This window comes from Cupriavidus sp. CER-90 (assembly GCF_057652055.1).
Map to the genome: position 1 here is coordinate 556,170 of NZ_JBYGYM010000001.1, position 18,274 is coordinate 574,443.

Consider the following 18,274-nt stretch of genomic DNA (forward strand, 5'->3'; position numbering starts at 1 on the left):
TGGCCCATGGAACTGCTGTCTGAACACGGCTGCCACGGCGGCGTCCAGCGTTTCTACCAGCACCAGTCGGCGGCCATCGGGCTGCCGATGCGGTTCTCGGTCTTCCTGCCGCCGCAGGCGCTTGCCGCCAACGCGAAGCCGCTGCCGACCCTGTTCTACCTCGCTGGCCTGACCAGCACCGAGGAAACATTCATGATCAAGGCCGGTGCGCAGCAATACGCGGCGCAGCACGGCCTGATCCTGGTGGCGCCCGACACCAGCCCGCGCGGGGCCCACGTGCCCGGCGAGGCCGATGCCTGGGACTTCGGGGTGGGCGCCGGCTTCTATGTCGATGCCATCGAGGCGCCGTGGCGCATGCACTGGCGCATGGAAAGCTACGTGGCCGACGAACTGTTCCACCTGGTCACCAGCGAACTGCCCGCCGACGCCGCACGCGTCGGCATCTTCGGCCATTCGATGGGCGGGCATGGCGCGCTGGTGCTGGCGCAACGCTACCCGCAGCGGTTCCGTTCGGTGTCGGCGTTCGCACCCATCGCCGCGCCTTCGCAGTGTCCGTGGGGCGTCAAGGCATTCACGGGCTACCTGGGCGAGGACCGTAGCCGCTGGGCCCAGCATGACGCCAGCGCACTGATGGCCGGACAGGCATCGGCGCCGTTCCCGGCCGGCATCCTCGTGGACCAGGGCCTGGCCGACAAATTCCTGGCGGAACAGCTCCACCCCGAAGCATTCGAGGCGGCCTGCGAGAAAGCCGGCCAGCCGCTGACGCTACGCCGGCACGCGGGCTATGACCACGGCTACTACTTCATCTCCACCTTCATCGCCGACCATATCCGGCATCACGCGGAACGGCTTTGACGGCTGCAGCGCCGGCTGAGCCGATTCAGCTGGCGCTGCAGTGTTCGCGTTCGCAAGGCACGCCATCGTTGTCGCCGTCGATCTTCACGCCCGGGCAGTTGCGCAGGTAAAACTTCGCTTCCTCGCATGAGGTCATCTGCTGGCACCGGGTTTTGCCTTCGCAGCGGAACGCCGGCGAACTGACTGGCTGCGAACGCGGCACGACGACTGGCGAGGTTGACTGCTCCGCCACCGCCTCGGAAGCCGCTTCCAGCGGGGCCGGCCGGTGATGTTGATAGTAGTAATACCCGGCAATGCACAGCACGGCGACCAGCATCAGCTTGCGCATGGATTCTCCCTGAGTTGTTCTTTTTTGCTTTTGCGCGCCATGATACGGCATGCGGCCAACCTTTCCGCGAGGCCGACGGACCGGCTCCAGTAACGCCAGAACCTTTGCACAATACCGCCATGACCGCCTACCGCCCCCACCCCATCGTCATGCTGACCGCCCGGCAGCTTTCCGAGGCGATCCACGCGAAGCAGGTATCGAGCCGTGAAGTCATGGCGGCCTATCTGGCGCATATCGCCACCGTGAATCCGGCATGCAACGCCATCGTGGCGCAGCAGGACGAGGCCGCGCTGATGCAGGCCGCGCAGGCCGCCGACGATGCGCTGGCACGTGGGGAATCAAAGGGCTGGATGCATGGCATGCCGCAGGCGCCGAAGGATCTGGCGATGACGCGCGGCATCCGCACGACGTACGGTTCGCCGATCTTCAAGGACAACGTGCCGGCCAGCGATTCGGTCATCGTCGAACGCATGCGCCAGGCCGGGGCGATACTGATCGGCAAGACCAACACGCCGGAGTTCGGGCTCGGGTCGCACACGTTCAATCCGGTCTACGGTGCCACGCGCAATCCGTACGATCCCGCGCGGTCCGCGGGCGGCAGCAGTGGCGGCGCGGCGGCCGCGCTGGCGCTGCGCATGCTGCCCGTTGCCGATGGCAGCGACTTTGGTGGCTCGCTGCGCAATCCGGCCGCGTACTGCAACGTCTTCGGATTCCGGCCATCGGCGGGCCGCGTGCCCTATGGCCCGGCACCGGAGCTGTTCCTGCCGCAACTGGGCTGCGAGGGCCCGATGGCCCGCAATGTGGCAGACCTGTCGCTGCTGCTGGCCACTCAGTCCGGCCCGGACGCCCGCACGCCGCAGGCGCTGCCCCAAGACCCCACGCTGGCCACGCTGACGCCGCAAAACGTGGCCAACGTGCTTGATGCAGACATGGCGGGCAAACGCGTGGCGTGGCTGGGCGATTGGGGCGGATACCTGCCGATGGATGACGGCATCCTGTCGCTGTGCGAACAGGCGCTGCGCTTCTTCCCCGATTTCGGCGTGACGGTAGACGCGATCCAACCGCCCTACCCGCCCGAGAAAATCTGGCAGACCTGGCTCGTGCATCGTCACTTCCTGACGGGCAATGCGCGGCTGGCGCTCTACAACAACCCGTCAACGCGCGCGCAGCTGAAGCCCGAGGCGATCTGGGAAATCGAGGGTTCGCTCGACCTCAAGGCCAGCGACCTCTACACCGCCAGCACGCAGCGCAGTGCCTGGTATCAGGCGCTGCTGCGCACGTTCGAGACGTTCGACTACATCGCCGTACCGACCGCGCAGGTGTTTCCGTTCGATGTCGACCAGCATTGGCCGAAGGCCATCGCCGGGCGGCAGATGGACACCTATCACCGCTGGATGGAAGTGGTGGTGGCGTGGACGCTGTCGGGCTGCCCCGTGATCAGCGTGCCGGTGGGGTTCAATGCGGAAGGCCTGCCGATGGGCATGCAGCTGATCGGCCGTCCGCGCGACGACCTGAGTGTGCTGCGCCTGGCAGCGGCCTACGAGCGCACGCGCGACTGGGTCAATGACCGGCTGCCGCCGGCCATCGACGGTTAAGACGGGAACGCGTCAGGCCACGCGCCGCAGTTGCCGTGCCGATGCGCCGAACAGTGGCGCGGCACGATCGGCGGCCAGTTTGATGCGATCGGCCAGCGCGCCGCTGCCCACCTGGTAGCCGTCGAAATCGCCTGTCGACGCGTACACGCCGATCGGCAGCGTCAGCGCCTGCAGGAAGCTGAACAGCGGCCGTAGCTGATGCTCCAGCACCAGCGCGTGGCGGTCACTGCCGCCGGTGGCCGCCAGCAGTACTGGCTTGTCGACCAGGGCATCCATGCCCACCAGGTCGAACAGATGCTTGAAATGGCCCGGGAACGAGCCGCGATACACGGGCGCCGCGGCAATCAGCAGATCGGCCGATTCGATGGCCGCGACTTGCGCCTCGATGTCCGCCGGCAACTCCTGGCGCGTCAGCGCGGCACCCAGCGGGCGGGCGATCTCGCTCAGATCAACGATCCGGGAATCGAGCACGAGCCGCTGCTCCAGTTCGGCCAGCAGCGCCTGGATCAGCACCAGCGTGCGTGACGGTTGATGGGCGCTGCCATTGACGGCGACAACTTTCAGCGGCGTGGACACAATCTATCTCCGGGGGCGAAAAGGCATTCCTCGTACCTTAGCGCCGTCGTCCGACGATGCGAACGAACCAATTCAAATATGCATAGATGCGAAAACGGCAGCCCGGGCGTGAAGCCCGGCTGCCGTTTCACTTGGTGCAGCAATGCCGTTCGCTGTTGCGCAAACGGCACGAACCGGCTTAGAACGACGGCACCATGGCGCCCTTGAACTGGGCCTTCATGAACTGGCGCACTTCATCGGACTGATAGGCGGCGACCAGCTTCTTCACCCACGGCTTGTCCTTGTCCTGCGTACGCACCACGATGATGTTCGCATACGGGCTGTGGATGTCTTCCAGCGCGATGGCGTTCGTGGTCGGCTGCAGGCCGGCGGCCAGCGCGTAGTTGGTGTTGATCACGGCGGCCGCCACGTCAGGCAGCGCGCGGGCCAGCTGGGCGGCGTCCAGTTCCACGATCTTGAGCTTCTTCGGGTTCTCGGCGATGTCCAGCGGCGTGGCGTTCACGCCATTCGTGCCGACGCCCGGCTTCAGCTTGATGGCACCCTGGGCGGCCAGCAGCAGCAGCGCGCGGTTCTCGTTCGACGGATCGTTGGGTACGGCCACCTTGGCGCCTTGCGGCAGGTCCTTCGGCGACTTCAGGTTCTTCGAATAGATGCCCAGCGGCGAAATGTACGTGTAGCCGACGCTGACCATCTTGTAGCCGCGCTGCTTGATCTGGCTGTCCAGATACGGCTGGTGCTGGAAGCTGTTGGCGTCCAGGTCGCCGGCATCGAGTGCGGCGTTCGGCTGCACGTAGTCGTTGAATTCCACGACCTTCACGTTCAGACCATTCTTCTTGGCTACCTTCTGCACGACTTGCCAGACTTCGGCGTCCGGGCCGCTGACGGTGCCCACGCGGACCGTCTGTTCCTGCGCCGCCGCGCTGCCGGCAGCTGCCATGCCCAGTGCCACGGTAGCGGCAGCCAGGGTCTTCGTGATCGAGAGCATCTTCATAGGTATGGTTATCCTGGGAATCGAGGAGCGGCCGCACCGGGTAGGCGCGGCCGAGGCGCAAGCTTACCTCAATGCGCTTCCGCTTGATGCCCGGCCGCCGCGCCCGCTTCCTTGGCCACCGGATGGCTGGCGATGGCCGGCGCGTTCTGCCAGCCGCCGCCGAGCGCCAGGAACAGGTTCACCTGGTCCATGGCCACCTGGGCGTCCGACGCGGCCAGTGCGGCGTCGGTGTTGGCCAGCGTGCGGTCGGCATCCAGGCTTTGCAGATAGGGCGACCGGCCGGCCTGCCACAGCAAGCGGTTCTGGCGCGCGGCCTCGTCGGCCTTGTCACGGGCCGCGCGCAGCGACTGGTTGCGCTCCAGTTCATGCGTATAGGCCGACAACGCCGTCTGCGTCTCGCGCAGCGCCTTCAGCACCACGCCATCGAAATGCGCCAGCGCGCCTTCGGCACCGTACTCGGTGTTGTGGATACGCGCCCGCGTGCCGCTGGTCGGAATCGTCCACGACAGCGCCGGCCCCCACCCCCAGTGCGCGGTCGGCGCCTGGCCCAGGTGGTCGAGAATACCGGTGAAGCCGGCCGATGCGCCAATGCGGATCTGCGGAAACAGGTCGGCCGTGGCCACGCCGATCTTGGCCGTGGCGGACGCCAGTTCGCGCTCGGCCTGCCGCACGTCCGGGCGACGCTTGAGCAGCGCCGTGCCGTCACCCACGGGCAGCGGCTGCTTCAGCGCGGGCACGTGTTCGCAGGCCACGCTCTTTACATCGAGTGCCATCGGCGGCTTGCCCAGCATCACGGCCAGTCGGTATGCCGCGCCTTCCTGCTCGGCACGATACTTCGGCAGCACGGCCCGCAGCGTGTCGGCCTGGGCCTGGGCGCGCAACACGTCGGTGGGCTGGCCACGGCCGGCATCGACCAGCTTCTGCGCCAGCTGCGCCCCGCGCTCCTGGAGCTCAAGCTGATGCTGGGCCACATGCAATTCGTGCGTGGCCGTGCAGCCTTGCACATAGGCGCGCACGGTCTCGGCCACCACACCCACGCGGGCCTGGTCCAGTGCGGCGTGGCTGGCCTGGGCGGCGGCCAGCGCGGCCTCGTCGGCGCGCTTGAGCTTGCCCCAGAAATCAATCAGGTACGACACCTGGAAACCGATGTCGCCAAAGTTCATCGCCGGGATCTTTTCTTCGTGCAGCAGCGGCTCGCCGGCGATCTGGCCGCGCTCGGCGCTGGCCTTGAACTTGGCTTCGGGCAGGTTCTCGGCTTCCACCTCGTGGTAGACCGCGATCGACCGCTTGAGATTGGCCGCCGCCACGCGCAGATCGGTGTTGGCGACCAGCGCCTGCTGCACGAGGTCGTCGATATGCGGATCGTCGTACAGGCGCCACCAGTCGTTCGGCACGTCGGCAATGGACACCGCGTCGCTGTCGCTATGGGCGAATGGGCCGTTGGCCGCCGCAGACTTCACGGCCGCGTCGTCGGGCACCTTGTGGTCGGGGCCGACCGTCATGCAGGCGGCCAGCGCCAGCGGCAACATCGCCGCCAGCGTGGCACGGGCAAAGCGTTTCACTGCAGCACTCCGGTTGTGGACGCGCCCTTGCCGGCCAGCGCGACCTTGTCATGCGAGGCACCCTTGTCAGCCGCCGCCGGCGTGGCAGGCTTGTCGTTCGACTGGCCATCCGCCTTCACGGACACCGTGGCGGTACGGCCCGCCACCAGGCGCACGTCCGCGGGCATCTGGTCGAACTGGATGCGCACCGGCACGCGCTGGGCCAGGCGCACCCAGTTGAACGTCGGGTTCACGTTCGGCAGCAGGTTCGATCCGTTAGTACGGTCGCGATCCTCGATACCGGCCGCGATGCTTTGCACATGACCCTGCAGCACGCGCTGCTCGCCCATGATGCGGATGTCGACCGTGCTGCCGATATGGATACCCTGCAGCTTGGTTTCCTCGAAATAGCCTTCCACGTGGAACGAGTTCGCGTCCACCATCGACAGCACCGGCTTGCCGGTCACCACGTAATCGCCCAGACGCGGCAGGCGGTCGTTGACGTAGCCCTCCACCGGGCTCAGGACCTTCGTGCGCGCCAGGTTCAGCCTGGCCACGCCGATGGCCGCGTCAGCCTGGGCCAGCTGGGCTTCGCCCTGCTGCACCTTGGCCAGGCCCTCTTCGATGATTTCCTTCGACACCACGTCCGACAGCTTCTGGCTGCGCGACGCCTCGCGGCGCGCCTGGGACAGGCTGGCGCGCACCGCCGCGGCGGTGGCTTCGGCCTGGCGCAGCGCCAGCGCATAGCGTTCGTGGTCGATTTCGAACAGGACGTCGCCGGCCTTCACGTGCTGGTTGTCCTTGACGGCGATGCGCGTGACCAGCCCCGAAACGTCAGGCGCCACCTGCACCACGTCGGCACGGATGTGCCCGTCGCGGGTCCACGGGGCCACCGTGTAGTAGTCCCACAGGTGTTTGACAACGACCGCGCCAGCGGCAGTGACGGCCAGCGTCAACACGACCGGCCCGAGCGAAGAGAGTCTGAGTTTCATGATTGCAGCCACGGCACCATGGCAACCACCCCACCGAGGATGATCGCGTACAGCGCCAGATTGAAGAGGGATCGGTGCCACACGAGCCGGTAGAAGCCCACGCGCGACAACACCGCGCGCGCGGCACTCGTGATGAGAAAGGCCGCGAGCATCCACACCAGCAGGCTGGGGATGAACACGCCATAGATACTGATTTCACCGGGCATCATGCTTTTCCGGAAACGGTTGCCGGCAGCGCCGGCGGAAACAGGGCCACCTGCATGTCGACCAGCGCCGCCAGCGCCACACGCGAACGCACCTTGTCCTGCGCGTTGGCCAGGCGCCTGCGCAGCGCGGCGGGCGGCGCATCGGCCGAGCCATCGAGCCGTGCCTTGTAGTACGTGGAAATGCTGCGCAGCACGCGGCGCACGGCATGCTGTTCGTCGGCCGGCATATCGGCCATCTCGCGCTGCAGGGCCAGCGCGGTCAGCTCCACGCGCACTTCGCTGAAGCCGTCGGTCGAGACTTCGCTGTCGCTGGCGGCCAGCCGCGGCACCAGCTGTGCCAGGCGGTCCAGCATGCGGGCGCGCAGCACGGTGTGCGAATCGGGGTGCTTGCCCAGCGCGTTGTCGGCGATATCGCTCCAGCCGGCCCGCACCAGACGGCGCGTGGCGGCCCGGGTGCCGAACGGACGCATCACCAGCGTCCACACCAGCGCGAATGCGATGCCCGCGATGCCGGCCACGTTGCTGTTGAAGAACGACTGGAAATTGGCGCTGTACGCGCCCTGGATGCCGATGTCGTTGGCCGTGACCACCGCCAGCGGCATGCCGATCATCGCCAGGCGCGGCTGCGCCACCAGCAGGCCGATGATCAGGTATGGCACGGCGAACATCAGCACCAGCATCTCGAAGTCATGCGCGACGGGCAGCACCGCAAACAGCATCACCAGCGAGATCAGCAGGCAGACCACGTTCCAGTTGAAGAACGACCGGATCATCGGCGCAGGTTCGTCCAGCGCGGCGAAGAAGCAGCAGGAAATCGCACCCAATGCCACCGCGCCCGCCCCATCGGCCCAGCCGGTGTGGATCCACACCATGCCCATCGCGTAGATCGCCATGGCCACGGTTACGACCGAAAACAGCAGCATGCCGTGGTCGTAGTGGCGCGCACGGCCCACTTCCCAGCGCAGGAATTCGAGCACCCATTGCCCTTCGATGTGCTTTTCGCCCAGGCGCCGGCACAGCGTCACGCAGTCGTGCCACAGCGCCAGCATTTGCTGGAGCCGGTCTTCCGCCGCCGTCACCAGCGCGGCGTCCCAGCCCGCCTGCACGGGCGATGCCGAAAGCACCGGCCGCGCGTCGGCGGCGGCGCCGGCCCGGATCCAGTCCTTCACGGCCTGCATTTGCGCGGCCAGCGGCGCGGGCAGGCCACCAGCGGCCTGCAGCGATTCCACGATGGTCGCGAACGACGCCATCACCGGCAGCAGCATGGTCATGCGGCCACGCAGTTCGCGCGCGGCACGCACCCGGACGGCGCTCTCGGCGTCGTAGCGCAGTTGGCTGATCAGCTGGTCCAGCGCCAGGATGTCGGCGGCCAGGCGATGGCGGCTGTGATGACGCGACACCGATGCACCGGGCGCCGGCGACAACATGTCCGTGGCCCACAGCGTGGCGTCGGCCATCCACTGGCGGGATTTGTCGCGCAGCACGTTGGCCACGCTGGCCGGCATGATGACGGCGCCCACCACGGCCGCGCACAGGATGCCCAGGCAGATTTCCTCGGAACGGGCCACGGCCAGGTCGAAGATCCCGGTCGGATTGTCGACCGACGGCAGTGCCACCAGCGGCAGCGTGTAGGCGGCCAGCATGAAAACGTAGCTGCGCGGCGTGCGGTGCATCAACGCCACGTAGAGCAGGCAGGCCACCCAGATGGCCACTGCGCCCATCAGCAACGGGGGCGAATTCACGAGCGGCGGCACCATGGCGATGGCGGCAGCGGCGCCAAGCAGCGTGCCAAGCACGCGGTACAGCGCCTTGGAGCGTGTGGCGCCCGTGAGCGGGTGCGCCACGATATAGACGGAGCCCATCGCCCAGTACGGCCGGGGCAGCCCCAGGTACATCGCAATGTAAAGCGCCAGCATCGCGGCGATGAACGCCTTGAAGGAGAACACCCAGTCCCTGGCGGACGGCCAACTCATCATGGCGCTCAGGACTCCTGCTTGCCCGATGCCGAAGCGGCGGCCGCGGCGCGCGACAGCGCGTCCAGCACCCGCAGCGCGGCGGCCATGTCGGCTTCGCTGACGTCCGCGAACACTTTGGCGCGCAGTTGCTTGAGTTCCGCCTCGATGCGCTCGGCCATGCGCTCGCCGGCATCGGTCAGCGACAGCACATTGGCGCGGCGGTCGCTCGGGTCCACCTCGCGGCGTACCAGATCGGCCGCGCAAAGCTGATCCACCAGCCGCACCAGCGTGGCACCTTCCACGCCGACGTAGTCGGCCAGCGTGACCTGGCGTACGCCGCCGCCAAGGCGACGGATAAACAGCAAAGGCGCGGCGGCCGCGGCGGAAATGCCGTGGGCGGTAACAGCGGCCTGGCTGATCTGTCGCCATTGACGACCGGACAGCATGACCTGGCCGGTGAAGGCGAATCGGAGCGCATCGATATGTGGCATGGGCCGAATGATAGACGTGAATTAATTAGGATGCAAATGATTTCTTTGCGAATTAGTTCGCGCCACGTGCCTTGTCAGCCGCATAAGGCAACGGCGAACTGTCCACCTCTTTTTGCATTGTTCCCAGAAACGTCTTAGTTCAGGCAACTGCGCGCAAACAGCACTCAATTTCAGCAAACGACGATTTCGCCGCTTTTCCCCATGGCCCACAGTCAGGTCGCCGAGCCGGTTCCGGCGACCTGAAAACAACTTTTCAAGGACCATGGACATGAAAAGCCCATCACTGCGGCGTGCAGCCATTCCGACTGCCGCCTTCGCCTTGCTGCTGACTGCCACAAGCGGCGCAAACGCCGCCCGGCCGACGACTCCGGATGCCTGCCGCGTGATTTCGGAATGGACCGGCGCCGATCGCTATCCGCCCGAAAGCTGCGTGACGTACGAAAAACGCGTCTGGTCGAACGACCGCTTCGCGCATCCCGGCCAACGCCCCGGCGTGGACCATGCGATCTACTTCGGCGCGCCCAGCAGTCCCACCGCACCCCTGTGGTTCGATATCGGCCACTACGTGCCGCCGTCCGCCACGCCGGACCTGCTCGTGTCGATCCAGGGCGCCGAGCCAGGCAAGCCCGCGGTCTACGTCGTGCCGAACAAGGAAAAGACCAGCGTGCATTTCGTCACGCCGCTGCACGGCAATACGCGCCACAGCAACAGGCCGGCCCTCGAAGGCGAGTTTTCTATCATCGACGTCATGGCCGAAGACGTGTCGGCGCCGGGCCGGCTGGCGCCCGTCCGGCTGCGCGCCCAGCGCAATATGACCGGCACAGGCTATGACGGAACGCGCGTGCAGATCGACGGCAACGGCGGCCCTGCCGGCCCCGGCACGCTGGTGGTCTGGTACGAGCCCGCCGACAATCCGCGCCTGACGCCGGGCACGCGCTACCGCACGCCGGCGATGCACCGTGTGAACATCCAGGCCGTGGGCAACGACCTGCCGAACCGGCCGGTGCTGAAGACCTTCAGCCTGGGCATCGATATCGTCCATCGCGCGCCGCAGGCAACCACCGTGCAGTTCGACGGCAAGCAGGCACGTTTTGTCCTGCCGCTGCGGACTGACCAGGGCCGCAGCGCCTGGTATGCCACGACGCACGAGCAGACCACGGGGCGCGAGCACGGCACAGGCCATTGTCCCGAGAACGCCAGCGACATCTTCCGCGTGGCGGCGGTTGACGAGAACAACGTGCCGTTTCCGGTGCTGTTGCGCGCCCACAAGGCCGCCAGCGCAGACGGCACCGGCACGGGCACGACGGTGGCCTGCCGCCTGCCCAGCACCACGGGCACCGAATCGCTGGTGTTCGAGCTTCGCCCCGAGGACAATCCGACGCTCTTCTCGACGTCGGTGGGCAACAGGATCCGCAACGCGTTCCCGTACCGGATTGCCGTGCGCAACGCCGCGGGACAGGACGCCGACCAGTCCTACCAGACGCTCGACATCAAGCTCGACATGACAGTCGAAAAGGTGGAGGCCGTACCGCCTACTGTCGATCCGAAGGAACCGAAGGAACCGAAGGAACCGAAGGCACCAAAGGACCCGGTCGAACCGAAGACCCCGGTGGACCCGAAGGACCCGACCGATCCCGCAGGCCCCACCGACCCTGATCCGGCCGATCCCGCAGATCCCGCCGGTCCGGGCAAGCCGGGCGATCCCGCCAAGCCTGCCGATCCGGCCGATCCCGCGGACGGACCCGACGTTACGCCGCGCCCGGCAGTGCCGGCGCCCAAGGCCGGCCAGCTTGGCGGCACCTACACGCAAGCCAGCATCTACCAGCGCAACTACCTGATCCGCGATGTGGCGCGGTCCGGCGCGGCCCGCAAGCTGACGTACCTGAACTACGGCAGCGCCAACCTGCATCGCGGCGAGGATGGCCTCTACCGCTGCCAGAGCGGCAACACACGCGGCCCGAGCGACCCGTTTGCCGACTATGGCAAGCGATTCAGCGCCACGGAATCGGTGGACGGCAAGGCCGACCCGGCAGGCAAGCACGTGTTGCGCGGCAACTTCAACCAGATCCTCAAGCTGAAGCAGACCTATCCGGTCAAGACGCTGATCTCGATTGGTGGCCCAGGCCTGGGTGACAGGTTCGCCCAGGCTGCCCGGACCGAGGCAGGCCGCAACGCGCTGGCCGAGAGCTGCGTGGACGTCTATATCAAGGGCAACCTCGCGGCCAGCCGGTCCAGCGCGGGCGGCAAGGGGCTGGCCAAGGGCGTCTTCGACGGCATCAACCTGGAATGGCTGGCCCCGCGCGCGGCGCAAGTGCGTGACGGCCAGGCCAGCGCCATGGACTGGGGCAACTACCTGGCGTTGGTCAGGGCGTTCCGCGACGCGCTCGAACGCGAGGACAGCCGCCATCTGCTGACATCGACCATGAACCTCGCAGAAAGCGCACCGGACGCCAAGACGGCCGTCGCCATCGCTGCCGAGCTGAACTGGGTCAACATCCAGGCCTACGACTTCACGGGCGGATGGGATGCCAGCACCGGCCACGCCGCCGCGCTGCAGGTCGGCCGCGACTCGCCCTGGAACCGGGTACAGGGCATGAAGCAGCGCAGCCTGATGGGCACCGTCTGGAACGCGTACGAGCTCAACATCCCGCAGGAAAAACAGGTCTTCGGCGTGCCATTCCATGGCCACGGCTGGACGTCGGTCAAGCCAGGGCGCCGCAACGGCCTGTGGATGGCCGGTGCCCCGGTCCGCAACGGACAGGGCCAGCGCGACTATCGCGACATCAAGCGCATGCCGAACGGCAAGCTGTTCTCCGATGCCGCGTCCCAGGCCGCCTGGCGCTATGACGGCTGGACCTTCTGGTCCTACGACACCCCGGCCATCGTCAAGGCCAAGGTCGAAGCCGTGCGCAAGACCAGGGCTGCCGGCATGTATGCCAGCGACCTTGGCGCGGACGACAAGGCCGAGCTGTTCAACGTCATGGAACCCATCAAACGCTGATCCGGCGTATTGCCCGAGGCGAATCGCCACAAGCGGTTCGCCTCACCCGCCGTCGTGGCCGTCCCAACACATGGCCTCGGCGGCGCCCCGATTCTTCCGAGTTGTCCATGTCCTCGCTTTCGCATATCGCATCCCGCCGCCGCCCACAGGGTGGCTTCACGCTCCTGGAACTGCTGGTGGTCCTGCTGATCATCGCCATGCTGGCGGGCTTCGTCGGCCCCAGGCTGTTCCGCGAACTCGACAAGGCCAAGGTCAAGACCGCGTCCGGACAACTGAAGGCGCTGGGCGACGCGCTGGACCGTTACCGGCTCGACACCGGACATTTCCCCTCGACGGAAGCCGGCCTGACCGCGCTTGTCGAACCGCCGGCGGAAGCCGGCAACCGTTGGCACGGGCCTTACCTGACGCGCGACATCCCTGCCGATCCGTGGGGACAGCCCTACCAGTACCGGCAGCCCGGCAGCGACGGCAAGGATTACGACCTGTTTTCCCATGGTGCCGATGGCAAGCCCGGCGGCACCGGCTACGCCAGCGACATAGCGTGGTGAGGGTGTCCGATGCAGTACCGTCTTACCGTGGCCCGAAGCGGCCAGATCCACGACCTCCGGATATTCGCGCCCTCCGCCGCCGATGCCCGGCGGCAAGCGCAGACGGATGGCGGCCACGTACTGGCATGCCGCCGCATCGTGATGCTGCGCCGGCAAGCACCGTTCGGCATCGCCCTGTTCACGCAGGAACTGATTGCCCTGCTGCGCGCCGGGCTGTCGCTGGTCGAGTCCGTCGAGGCCTTGCGTGACAAGACCGGTGGTGCGTCGGAGACCGCCACCCGCACCGTGCTCGATCAGATCGTCGCCGGCCTCTATCGGGGCTTGCCGCTTTCCGGCGTGCTGGCAGGCATGCCCGGCCACTTCCCGACGCTGTACGTGGCCACGGTCGCGTCGGCCGAGCGCACCGGCCATCTTGCCGACGCGCTGGCGCGCTATCACCACTACCAGGCACGCCTTGGCGCTGTCCGCCGGAAGGTCGCCAGCGCCTTGATCTACCCCGCCGTGGTCATAGCGATCGGTGCGGGCATCATGGCGTTTCTGCTGTTCTTCGTGATTCCGCGATTCAGCCAGGTCTACGCATCGATGCGTGAACTGCCCGCGACCGCACGCTGGCTCCTGTGGTGGGGCCAAACCGTCGATGCGCACGGCGGCGCGATGGCGGTGGGGTCGGTGGCCACGACCCTGGGGCTGGTTGTCGTCGCCCGGCGATTACAACTGGCGCGCCGGATTGCGGCACTGAGCTGGCACGTCCCCCGCCTCCACGCGTTCCAGCACCTGCTGGCGCTGACCCGGCTGTACCGGACCACCGGCCTGCTGCTGGCCGGCGGCATGGCCGCCATCCCCGCGCTGCGGCTGGCCGCACCGCTTCTGCCCCGGCACTTGCACGGCGCCATGTCGCAGGCCATTGCCGAGATCGAGGCCGGCAAGCCGATGGCCGACACCCTGGCCCGGCACGGGTTGACCACACCCGTGGCCGAACGGCTGCTACGCGTGGGCGAACGCAGCGGCGAACTGCCCGAGATGTGCGAACGCGCCGCGCAATTCTGCGACGAGGCCATCGACCGGGCCATCGACACCGCCACCAAACTGGTGGAACCGGTACTGATGCTCGTGGTTGGCGCCCTGGTCGGCGGCATCGTCTTCCTGCTTTACATGCCGATCTTCGAGCTTGCCGGGAGCATGCAATGACACCGCACGCGCCAGCCTCCCCACCCGCGCCGAGCCTGCAGGCGCTACAGGCCTTGCGCGATGCCGAGCCCGGACGCGACCTGCAGGACGTGGTTGCGCAGGCCAGCGGCCTGCCGCCGGACGCCTGCGCCGCGCACGTCGCCACCCTGCTCGGCTTGCCGCTGGTCGATGCCGTGGCCCTGGCCGCCGCCGTGCCACGCTTCGACCTGTTTCCCTATGCCGATGCCGTCGCCGGCGGCTGCGTGCTGGCGCAACTCGAACCGGCGTCGCCCGCCCTGACATTGGTTCTGACCGATCCCACGCGCCTGGCCGTGCGTCAGCATGTCGCCCGGCGACTGGCGCTGGCCGGCCTGTCCTGCGCCGAATGCCTGGGCGCCACAGATCTCGTGCGCGCGATGCTCGACAGGCATGGCGAACGCCAGCGGGCGCTCGATCATGTCGCCACGGCGCCCGGGCCGGATGCGGACGCGTTGCCCGACGCCGGCATCTCGCTGGCCAGCCTGGCGCAGGACACCAGCCCGGTGGTCCGGCTGGTCAACTCCACGCTTTACGATGCATTGCGCATGGCCGCGTCGGACATTCATCTCGAAACCCGGCAAGACGCGCTGGCCGTCAGATACCGCATCGACGGGGTGCTGCTCGATGCCGCCACCGCGGCCGGCATCGATATCGCCGAACAGGCCATATCCCGCCTCAAGGTCATGGCAGAGCTGGACATCGCCGAGCGCCGCGTTCCGCAGGATGGCCGCTTCAAGGCAACCGTGGACGGCCGCGAGATCGATTTCCGGGTGTCGATCATGCCGTCGATCCACGGCGAGGATGCCGTGCTGCGTGTGCTCGACAAGCGGGGCGGCAACGCGGCCGGCGGCCGCCTGAGCCTGGACCGGCTCGGCCATGACGCCCAGGCCGTGGCCGCCATCCGTGCGCTGGCCGCCATGCCGCACGGCCTGCTGCTGGTGACGGGCCCCACGGGTTCGGGCAAGTCCACCACGCTCTACGCCACGCTGTCCGAACTCGACACGGGCGCCGAAAAGATCATCACGATCGAGGACCCCGTCGAGTATGAACTGCCGGGCGTGCTGCAGATTCCGGTCAACGACCGCAAGGGCCTGACCTTCGCGCGCGGGCTGCGCTCGATCCTGCGGCATGACCCCGACAAGATCCTCGTGGGGGAGATCCGCGATGGGGAAACCGCCAGCATCGCCGTCCAGGCCGCGCTGACCGGCCACCTGGTACTGACCAGCGTCCACGCCAATGGCGCGTTCTCGGTGGTCGACCGATTCCTGCACATGGGCATCCCGCCCCACAGCCTGGTGGAATCGCTGATCGGCATCGTGGCCCAGCAACTGGTCCGGACGATCTGCTCCGATTGCGGGGAATCCTTTCGGCCGGGCGCCGAACTGCTGGCGCGCTCGGGTCTGGCGGCTTCATCGGTATCCAATTGGCGCCTGCGCGCCGGCCGGGGCTGTGGCGCCTGCCACGGCACCGGATATCGCGGGCGCCGTGCGGTGGCCGAAGTCTTGCGCATCGACGATGCCCTGCGCGACGCCATCCTCGGACAAGCGCCCTCGGGCGAACAACGTGCCCTGGCGCGCGCGGGCGGTTTTGCCTCGCTGCGACAGTCCACGCTGGCCCTGGTGGCCCAGGGCGTCACCACCCTACAGGAGGCAAACCGTGTCACGTTTGTCGAATAAACATGGGCTCTGGATTCTGCGTGACGCCGTCTTCCTGTGCGCCGAAGGCGGCAAGGCCATGCATCAAGCACCGACCCGCTTCCGCGAAACGACCGGCATCGAAGACGCTCTGCAGGCCACCGACGCACTGCTTGCGCCGCTGTCGGGCCACCACGTCACGGTGCGGCTGGGTTTTCCGTGGACGCGGCATGTCGTCGTGCCCTGGCATCCGCGCCTGGTTTCCGAAGCCGAATGGATGGCATGGGCAGGCGCGGCCAGCGAAGAACCGGGTGGCGAGACGGGAACGATTGCTGGCGACGGCCGCGGCAAACCGCCGCATATCGCCTTGACGCCAGCCCGCCATGGCGCGCCGCGCCTGGCCATCATCGGCAGTACGCCACTACTGGCTGCCCTGATCGCGCAGTGCCAATCGCATCGCGTGCACCTGACCGCCGCGACGTCCACCTTCGCCTATGCGCTGCACCGTTATCGACGCGAGCTGGCAGTCACGGGCTGCGCGCTGGCGATGCATGAACGCGGCATGCTGACATGCGCCTTGCGAGATGGACCTTCCATCACGGCAATGACCACGGTGGCCGCGCAGGCCGACGTATCGCCACAAATCCATGCCGTGCTGCGCTGCCTGGCGCTGTCGGCGTCGGCGCCGGCGCCCGACACGGTCGCCCTGATGGGCGACGCGGCAGCGCCGGACGACCGCATCCACTGGCTGGGCGACCATCTGTGCGCCACCGGCGAAGGCGGCCCGGCATGATGGCGCGGCCGCCGAATCTTCTGGCTGCAACGCGGTGCGGCTGGTTGCACCGGGCGTCGCTCGGCGCCGGCCTGTTCGCATTCGGCATCGGCGTTGCCACCTGGGCGATGTACGAACACCGCGCCCTCGCGTCGGTGCGCGCCGAACGGGTTGCCATGGATGCCGAAAGCGCCACGCTGCGCCGCAAGCTGGCTGCCCGGCCCACGGCCAAGGCGGGCCAGCAGGCTGACGCTGCCGCCAGACAGGCGGACAAGCTGGTGCCGACGTTGGCCTGGCTGGAGCAAAGCTGGGCCGAAGACGTGGCGATCGCCCGCCTTGACGTGGACGGCGCGGCGCGCACGCAGCGGATCGAACTGGAAGCCGAGCATGCCGATGCACTGCTGACGCTGGTCGACCGCCTGTCGGCCACGCCTGCCGTCGGCCCCGTATCGCTGACCCGCCAGCGGCAAGGCGACCACGCCGTCGAGGCCGAGCTTCGGCTGCGTTGGCAGGCTAGGCAGGAGACCGCGCGATGAACCGCATCGTCTGGATGCTCCGCCGCTGGCGGCACACATTGGGATGGCTGGGCGCGGCCGGCATCGCGCTTGCCCTGGGGAGCGTCGTGGCTGTCGTCACGCATATCCGGCCGGAACGCCTGGCGCAAATGGCCGCATTGCAGCAGGAGACTGGGCAAGTCGCCACGTTGAAGCGCGAACTGGCGACGAGGGCGATGCCGGCTCGCCAGCACCCCCTGCCCGACGCCTCCACGTACACCGAATTCCTGCGCGCCCACGCGGCGTTGGCCACGGCCCGCTCGATCGTCCTGACGGAGATCGACTACACCTCCCGCGCCGAAGCCGGCCAGCGGCTGCTGCGCCATACGATGCGCTACACCATCGAAGGCCGCTACCCCGAACTGCGCGACTACCTCGCAACGTTGGAGGAGATCGCTGGCGTGCGGATCGAATCGATATCGTTCCTGCGCCAGTCCGACGCCAGCCGGACGGTCAACGCGCTGGTGCAGATCAGCTACCTCGTGGAGACCGGACCATGAAGATTTCCCGGTCCCTGCAGTACTTGCTGGTGGCCACGGTCTGCGCATCGCTCTATGCCGCCTGGATTGGCCGGTCCGATGAAGCCGCCAGTGCGACGGATGCCGCAATACGCCAGCCGCTACCGGCAAGCGCCCCGCAAACGCCGTCCGACCACATAGCCGAAACGCCAGAACCGCGCCGATCCGTGGACCTGTTCGCGCCGCCAGGCTGGCGACTTGGCGCGATGACGCCTTCGCTGGAGCCATATGCCGAAGCCGACCCGGCGCGGGCGGCGGAATCGGCGCGCGTCACGGCGCGTGCCGCCCTTGAAGCCAGCGCAATCTGGCGCGACACCCGGGGAGTGATGGTCGTGCTCACGCTCGGGGAGGCCGCCCGCATCGCCTGCGAGCAGTGCGCGACACCGGGCCGGCTACGTCCCGGTGAACGCTGGAAGGGATACCGGCTCGACGCCATCGACGCGTCGGGTGCCACCGTGACCGATTTGTCGACAGGAAACCGCTTGCATCTGGGCGTACCCACCTGACGCCC

At 67.7% G+C, this 18,274-nt stretch carries 18 protein-coding genes; 10 read left to right on the forward strand and 8 right to left on the reverse strand.

Annotated features, from left to right (window positions below; all coding sequences use genetic code 11):
• Positions 1-6 precede the first annotated feature (6 nt).
• Positions 7-855, forward strand: a complete 849-nt coding sequence (fghA, locus tag AC24R4_RS02485) for an S-formylglutathione hydrolase (RefSeq protein ID WP_400396632.1) — start codon at positions 7-9, stop codon at positions 853-855.
• 25 nt (positions 856-880) lie between these two features.
• On the opposite strand, the gene AC24R4_RS02490 is transcribed toward fghA, so the two are convergent.
• Positions 881-1,183 (reverse strand): excalibur calcium-binding domain-containing protein, encoded by a 303-nt coding sequence (locus AC24R4_RS02490; RefSeq protein WP_487522148.1) that lies wholly within the window; start codon positions 1,181-1,183, stop codon positions 881-883.
• A gap of 119 nt (positions 1,184-1,302) precedes the next feature.
• Between AC24R4_RS02490 and AC24R4_RS02495 the strand changes: the two genes are divergently transcribed.
• Positions 1,303-2,778, forward strand: coding sequence for an amidase (locus AC24R4_RS02495; protein ID WP_487522149.1), 1,476 nt, complete (start codon positions 1,303-1,305; stop codon positions 2,776-2,778).
• 12 nt (positions 2,779-2,790) lie between these two features.
• On the opposite strand, the gene msuE is transcribed toward AC24R4_RS02495, so the two are convergent.
• The 7 genes from msuE to AC24R4_RS02530 all read right to left on the reverse strand — a co-directional run bounded on the left by msuE (position 2,791) and on the right by AC24R4_RS02530 (position 9,530).
• The gene (gene msuE / locus AC24R4_RS02500; protein ID WP_400394074.1) at positions 2,791-3,354 is read right to left on the reverse strand and encodes an FMN reductase; all 564 of its coding nucleotides are present in this window, start codon (positions 3,352-3,354) and stop codon (positions 2,791-2,793) included.
• Between the two features lie 178 nt (positions 3,355-3,532).
• Positions 3,533-4,291: a MetQ/NlpA family ABC transporter substrate-binding protein gene (locus tag AC24R4_RS02505; protein ID WP_228770933.1), complete on the reverse strand. Its 759-nt coding sequence runs from the start codon at positions 4,289-4,291 to the stop codon at positions 3,533-3,535.
• A 122-nt stretch (positions 4,292-4,413) separates the two neighbouring features.
• Entirely contained in the window at positions 4,414-5,907 is a 1,494-nt protein-coding gene (locus tag AC24R4_RS02510) for an efflux transporter outer membrane subunit (protein WP_400394076.1), read from the reverse strand.
• Entirely contained in the window at positions 5,904-6,878 is a 975-nt protein-coding gene (locus AC24R4_RS02515) for an efflux RND transporter periplasmic adaptor subunit (protein WP_400394078.1), read from the reverse strand. Before AC24R4_RS02515 ends, AC24R4_RS02510 begins: the two co-directional genes overlap by 4 nt.
• Positions 6,875-7,084, reverse strand: coding sequence for a DUF1656 domain-containing protein (locus AC24R4_RS02520; protein WP_066740578.1), 210 nt, complete (start codon positions 7,082-7,084; stop codon positions 6,875-6,877). Before AC24R4_RS02520 ends, AC24R4_RS02515 begins: the two co-directional genes overlap by 4 nt.
• Complete coding sequence (locus AC24R4_RS02525) at positions 7,084-9,060, reverse strand: FUSC family protein (RefSeq protein ID WP_400394080.1); 1,977 nt, start codon at positions 9,058-9,060, stop codon at positions 7,084-7,086. The genes AC24R4_RS02520 and AC24R4_RS02525 overlap by 1 nt, the downstream gene beginning before the upstream one ends.
• Positions 9,061-9,065: 5 nt before the next feature.
• On the reverse strand, positions 9,066-9,530 hold the full coding sequence (locus AC24R4_RS02530) for a MarR family winged helix-turn-helix transcriptional regulator (protein WP_153948012.1): 465 nt from the start codon (positions 9,528-9,530) through the stop codon (positions 9,066-9,068).
• 268 nt (positions 9,531-9,798) lie between these two features.
• Between AC24R4_RS02530 and AC24R4_RS02535 the strand changes: the two genes are divergently transcribed.
• The 8 genes from AC24R4_RS02535 to AC24R4_RS02570 all read left to right on the forward strand — a co-directional run bounded on the left by AC24R4_RS02535 (position 9,799) and on the right by AC24R4_RS02570 (position 18,269).
• Positions 9,799-12,531, forward strand: coding sequence for a glycoside hydrolase family 18 protein (locus AC24R4_RS02535; RefSeq protein ID WP_487522150.1), 2,733 nt, complete (start codon positions 9,799-9,801; stop codon positions 12,529-12,531).
• A 107-nt stretch (positions 12,532-12,638) separates the two neighbouring features.
• Positions 12,639-13,079: a type II secretion system major pseudopilin GspG gene (gspG, locus tag AC24R4_RS02540; RefSeq protein ID WP_487522151.1), complete on the forward strand. Its 441-nt coding sequence runs from the start codon at positions 12,639-12,641 to the stop codon at positions 13,077-13,079.
• Between the two features lie 9 nt (positions 13,080-13,088).
• Positions 13,089-14,267 (forward strand): type II secretion system F family protein, encoded by a 1,179-nt coding sequence (locus AC24R4_RS02545; protein WP_487522152.1) that lies wholly within the window; start codon positions 13,089-13,091, stop codon positions 14,265-14,267.
• Positions 14,264-15,961 (forward strand): GspE/PulE family protein, encoded by a 1,698-nt coding sequence (locus tag AC24R4_RS02550; RefSeq protein WP_487522153.1) that lies wholly within the window; start codon positions 14,264-14,266, stop codon positions 15,959-15,961. Before AC24R4_RS02545 ends, AC24R4_RS02550 begins: the two co-directional genes overlap by 4 nt.
• Positions 15,962-16,019: 58 nt before the next feature.
• Positions 16,020-16,712, forward strand: coding sequence for a hypothetical protein (locus AC24R4_RS02555; RefSeq protein WP_487522154.1), 693 nt, complete (start codon positions 16,020-16,022; stop codon positions 16,710-16,712).
• Positions 16,709-17,227: a hypothetical protein gene (locus AC24R4_RS02560; RefSeq protein WP_487522155.1), complete on the forward strand. Its 519-nt coding sequence runs from the start codon at positions 16,709-16,711 to the stop codon at positions 17,225-17,227. Before AC24R4_RS02555 ends, AC24R4_RS02560 begins: the two co-directional genes overlap by 4 nt.
• On the forward strand, positions 17,224-17,745 hold the full coding sequence (locus tag AC24R4_RS02565; protein WP_487522156.1) for a hypothetical protein: 522 nt from the start codon (positions 17,224-17,226) through the stop codon (positions 17,743-17,745). The genes AC24R4_RS02560 and AC24R4_RS02565 overlap by 4 nt, the downstream gene beginning before the upstream one ends.
• A complete protein-coding gene (locus AC24R4_RS02570; protein ID WP_487522157.1) occupies positions 17,742-18,269 on the forward strand; it encodes a hypothetical protein in 528 nt (175 codons plus the stop codon). The genes AC24R4_RS02565 and AC24R4_RS02570 overlap by 4 nt, the downstream gene beginning before the upstream one ends.
• The last annotated feature ends 5 nt before the right edge of the window (positions 18,270-18,274 follow it).

Coding starts and splice junctions, on each gene's coding strand:
- AC24R4_RS02515 (WP_400394078.1), bottom strand. CDS start 6,878: ATGAAACTCAGACTCTCTTCGCTCGGGCCGGTCGTGTTGACGCTGGCC.
- fghA (WP_400396632.1), top strand. CDS start 7: ATGGAACTGCTGTCTGAACACGGCTGCCACGGCGGCGTCCAGCGTTTC.
- AC24R4_RS02490 (WP_487522148.1), bottom strand. CDS start 1,183: ATGCGCAAGCTGATGCTGGTCGCCGTGCTGTGCATTGCCGGGTATTAC.
- AC24R4_RS02550 (WP_487522153.1), top strand. CDS start 14,264: ATGACACCGCACGCGCCAGCCTCCCCACCCGCGCCGAGCCTGCAGGCG.
- AC24R4_RS02545 (WP_487522152.1), top strand. CDS start 13,089: ATGCAGTACCGTCTTACCGTGGCCCGAAGCGGCCAGATCCACGACCTC.
- AC24R4_RS02525 (WP_400394080.1), bottom strand. CDS start 9,060: ATGATGAGTTGGCCGTCCGCCAGGGACTGGGTGTTCTCCTTCAAGGCG.
- AC24R4_RS02535 (WP_487522150.1), top strand. CDS start 9,799: ATGAAAAGCCCATCACTGCGGCGTGCAGCCATTCCGACTGCCGCCTTC.
- gspG (WP_487522151.1), top strand. CDS start 12,639: ATGTCCTCGCTTTCGCATATCGCATCCCGCCGCCGCCCACAGGGTGGC.
- AC24R4_RS02560 (WP_487522155.1), top strand. CDS start 16,709: ATGATGGCGCGGCCGCCGAATCTTCTGGCTGCAACGCGGTGCGGCTGG.
- AC24R4_RS02555 (WP_487522154.1), top strand. CDS start 16,020: ATGCATCAAGCACCGACCCGCTTCCGCGAAACGACCGGCATCGAAGAC.
- AC24R4_RS02565 (WP_487522156.1), top strand. CDS start 17,224: ATGAACCGCATCGTCTGGATGCTCCGCCGCTGGCGGCACACATTGGGA.
- AC24R4_RS02570 (WP_487522157.1), top strand. CDS start 17,742: ATGAAGATTTCCCGGTCCCTGCAGTACTTGCTGGTGGCCACGGTCTGC.
- AC24R4_RS02505 (WP_228770933.1), bottom strand. CDS start 4,291: ATGGCAGCTGCCGGCAGCGCGGCGGCGCAGGAACAGACGGTCCGCGTG.
- AC24R4_RS02495 (WP_487522149.1), top strand. CDS start 1,303: ATGACCGCCTACCGCCCCCACCCCATCGTCATGCTGACCGCCCGGCAG.
- AC24R4_RS02530 (WP_153948012.1), bottom strand. CDS start 9,530: ATGCCACATATCGATGCGCTCCGATTCGCCTTCACCGGCCAGGTCATG.
- AC24R4_RS02520 (WP_066740578.1), bottom strand. CDS start 7,084: ATGCCCGGTGAAATCAGTATCTATGGCGTGTTCATCCCCAGCCTGCTG.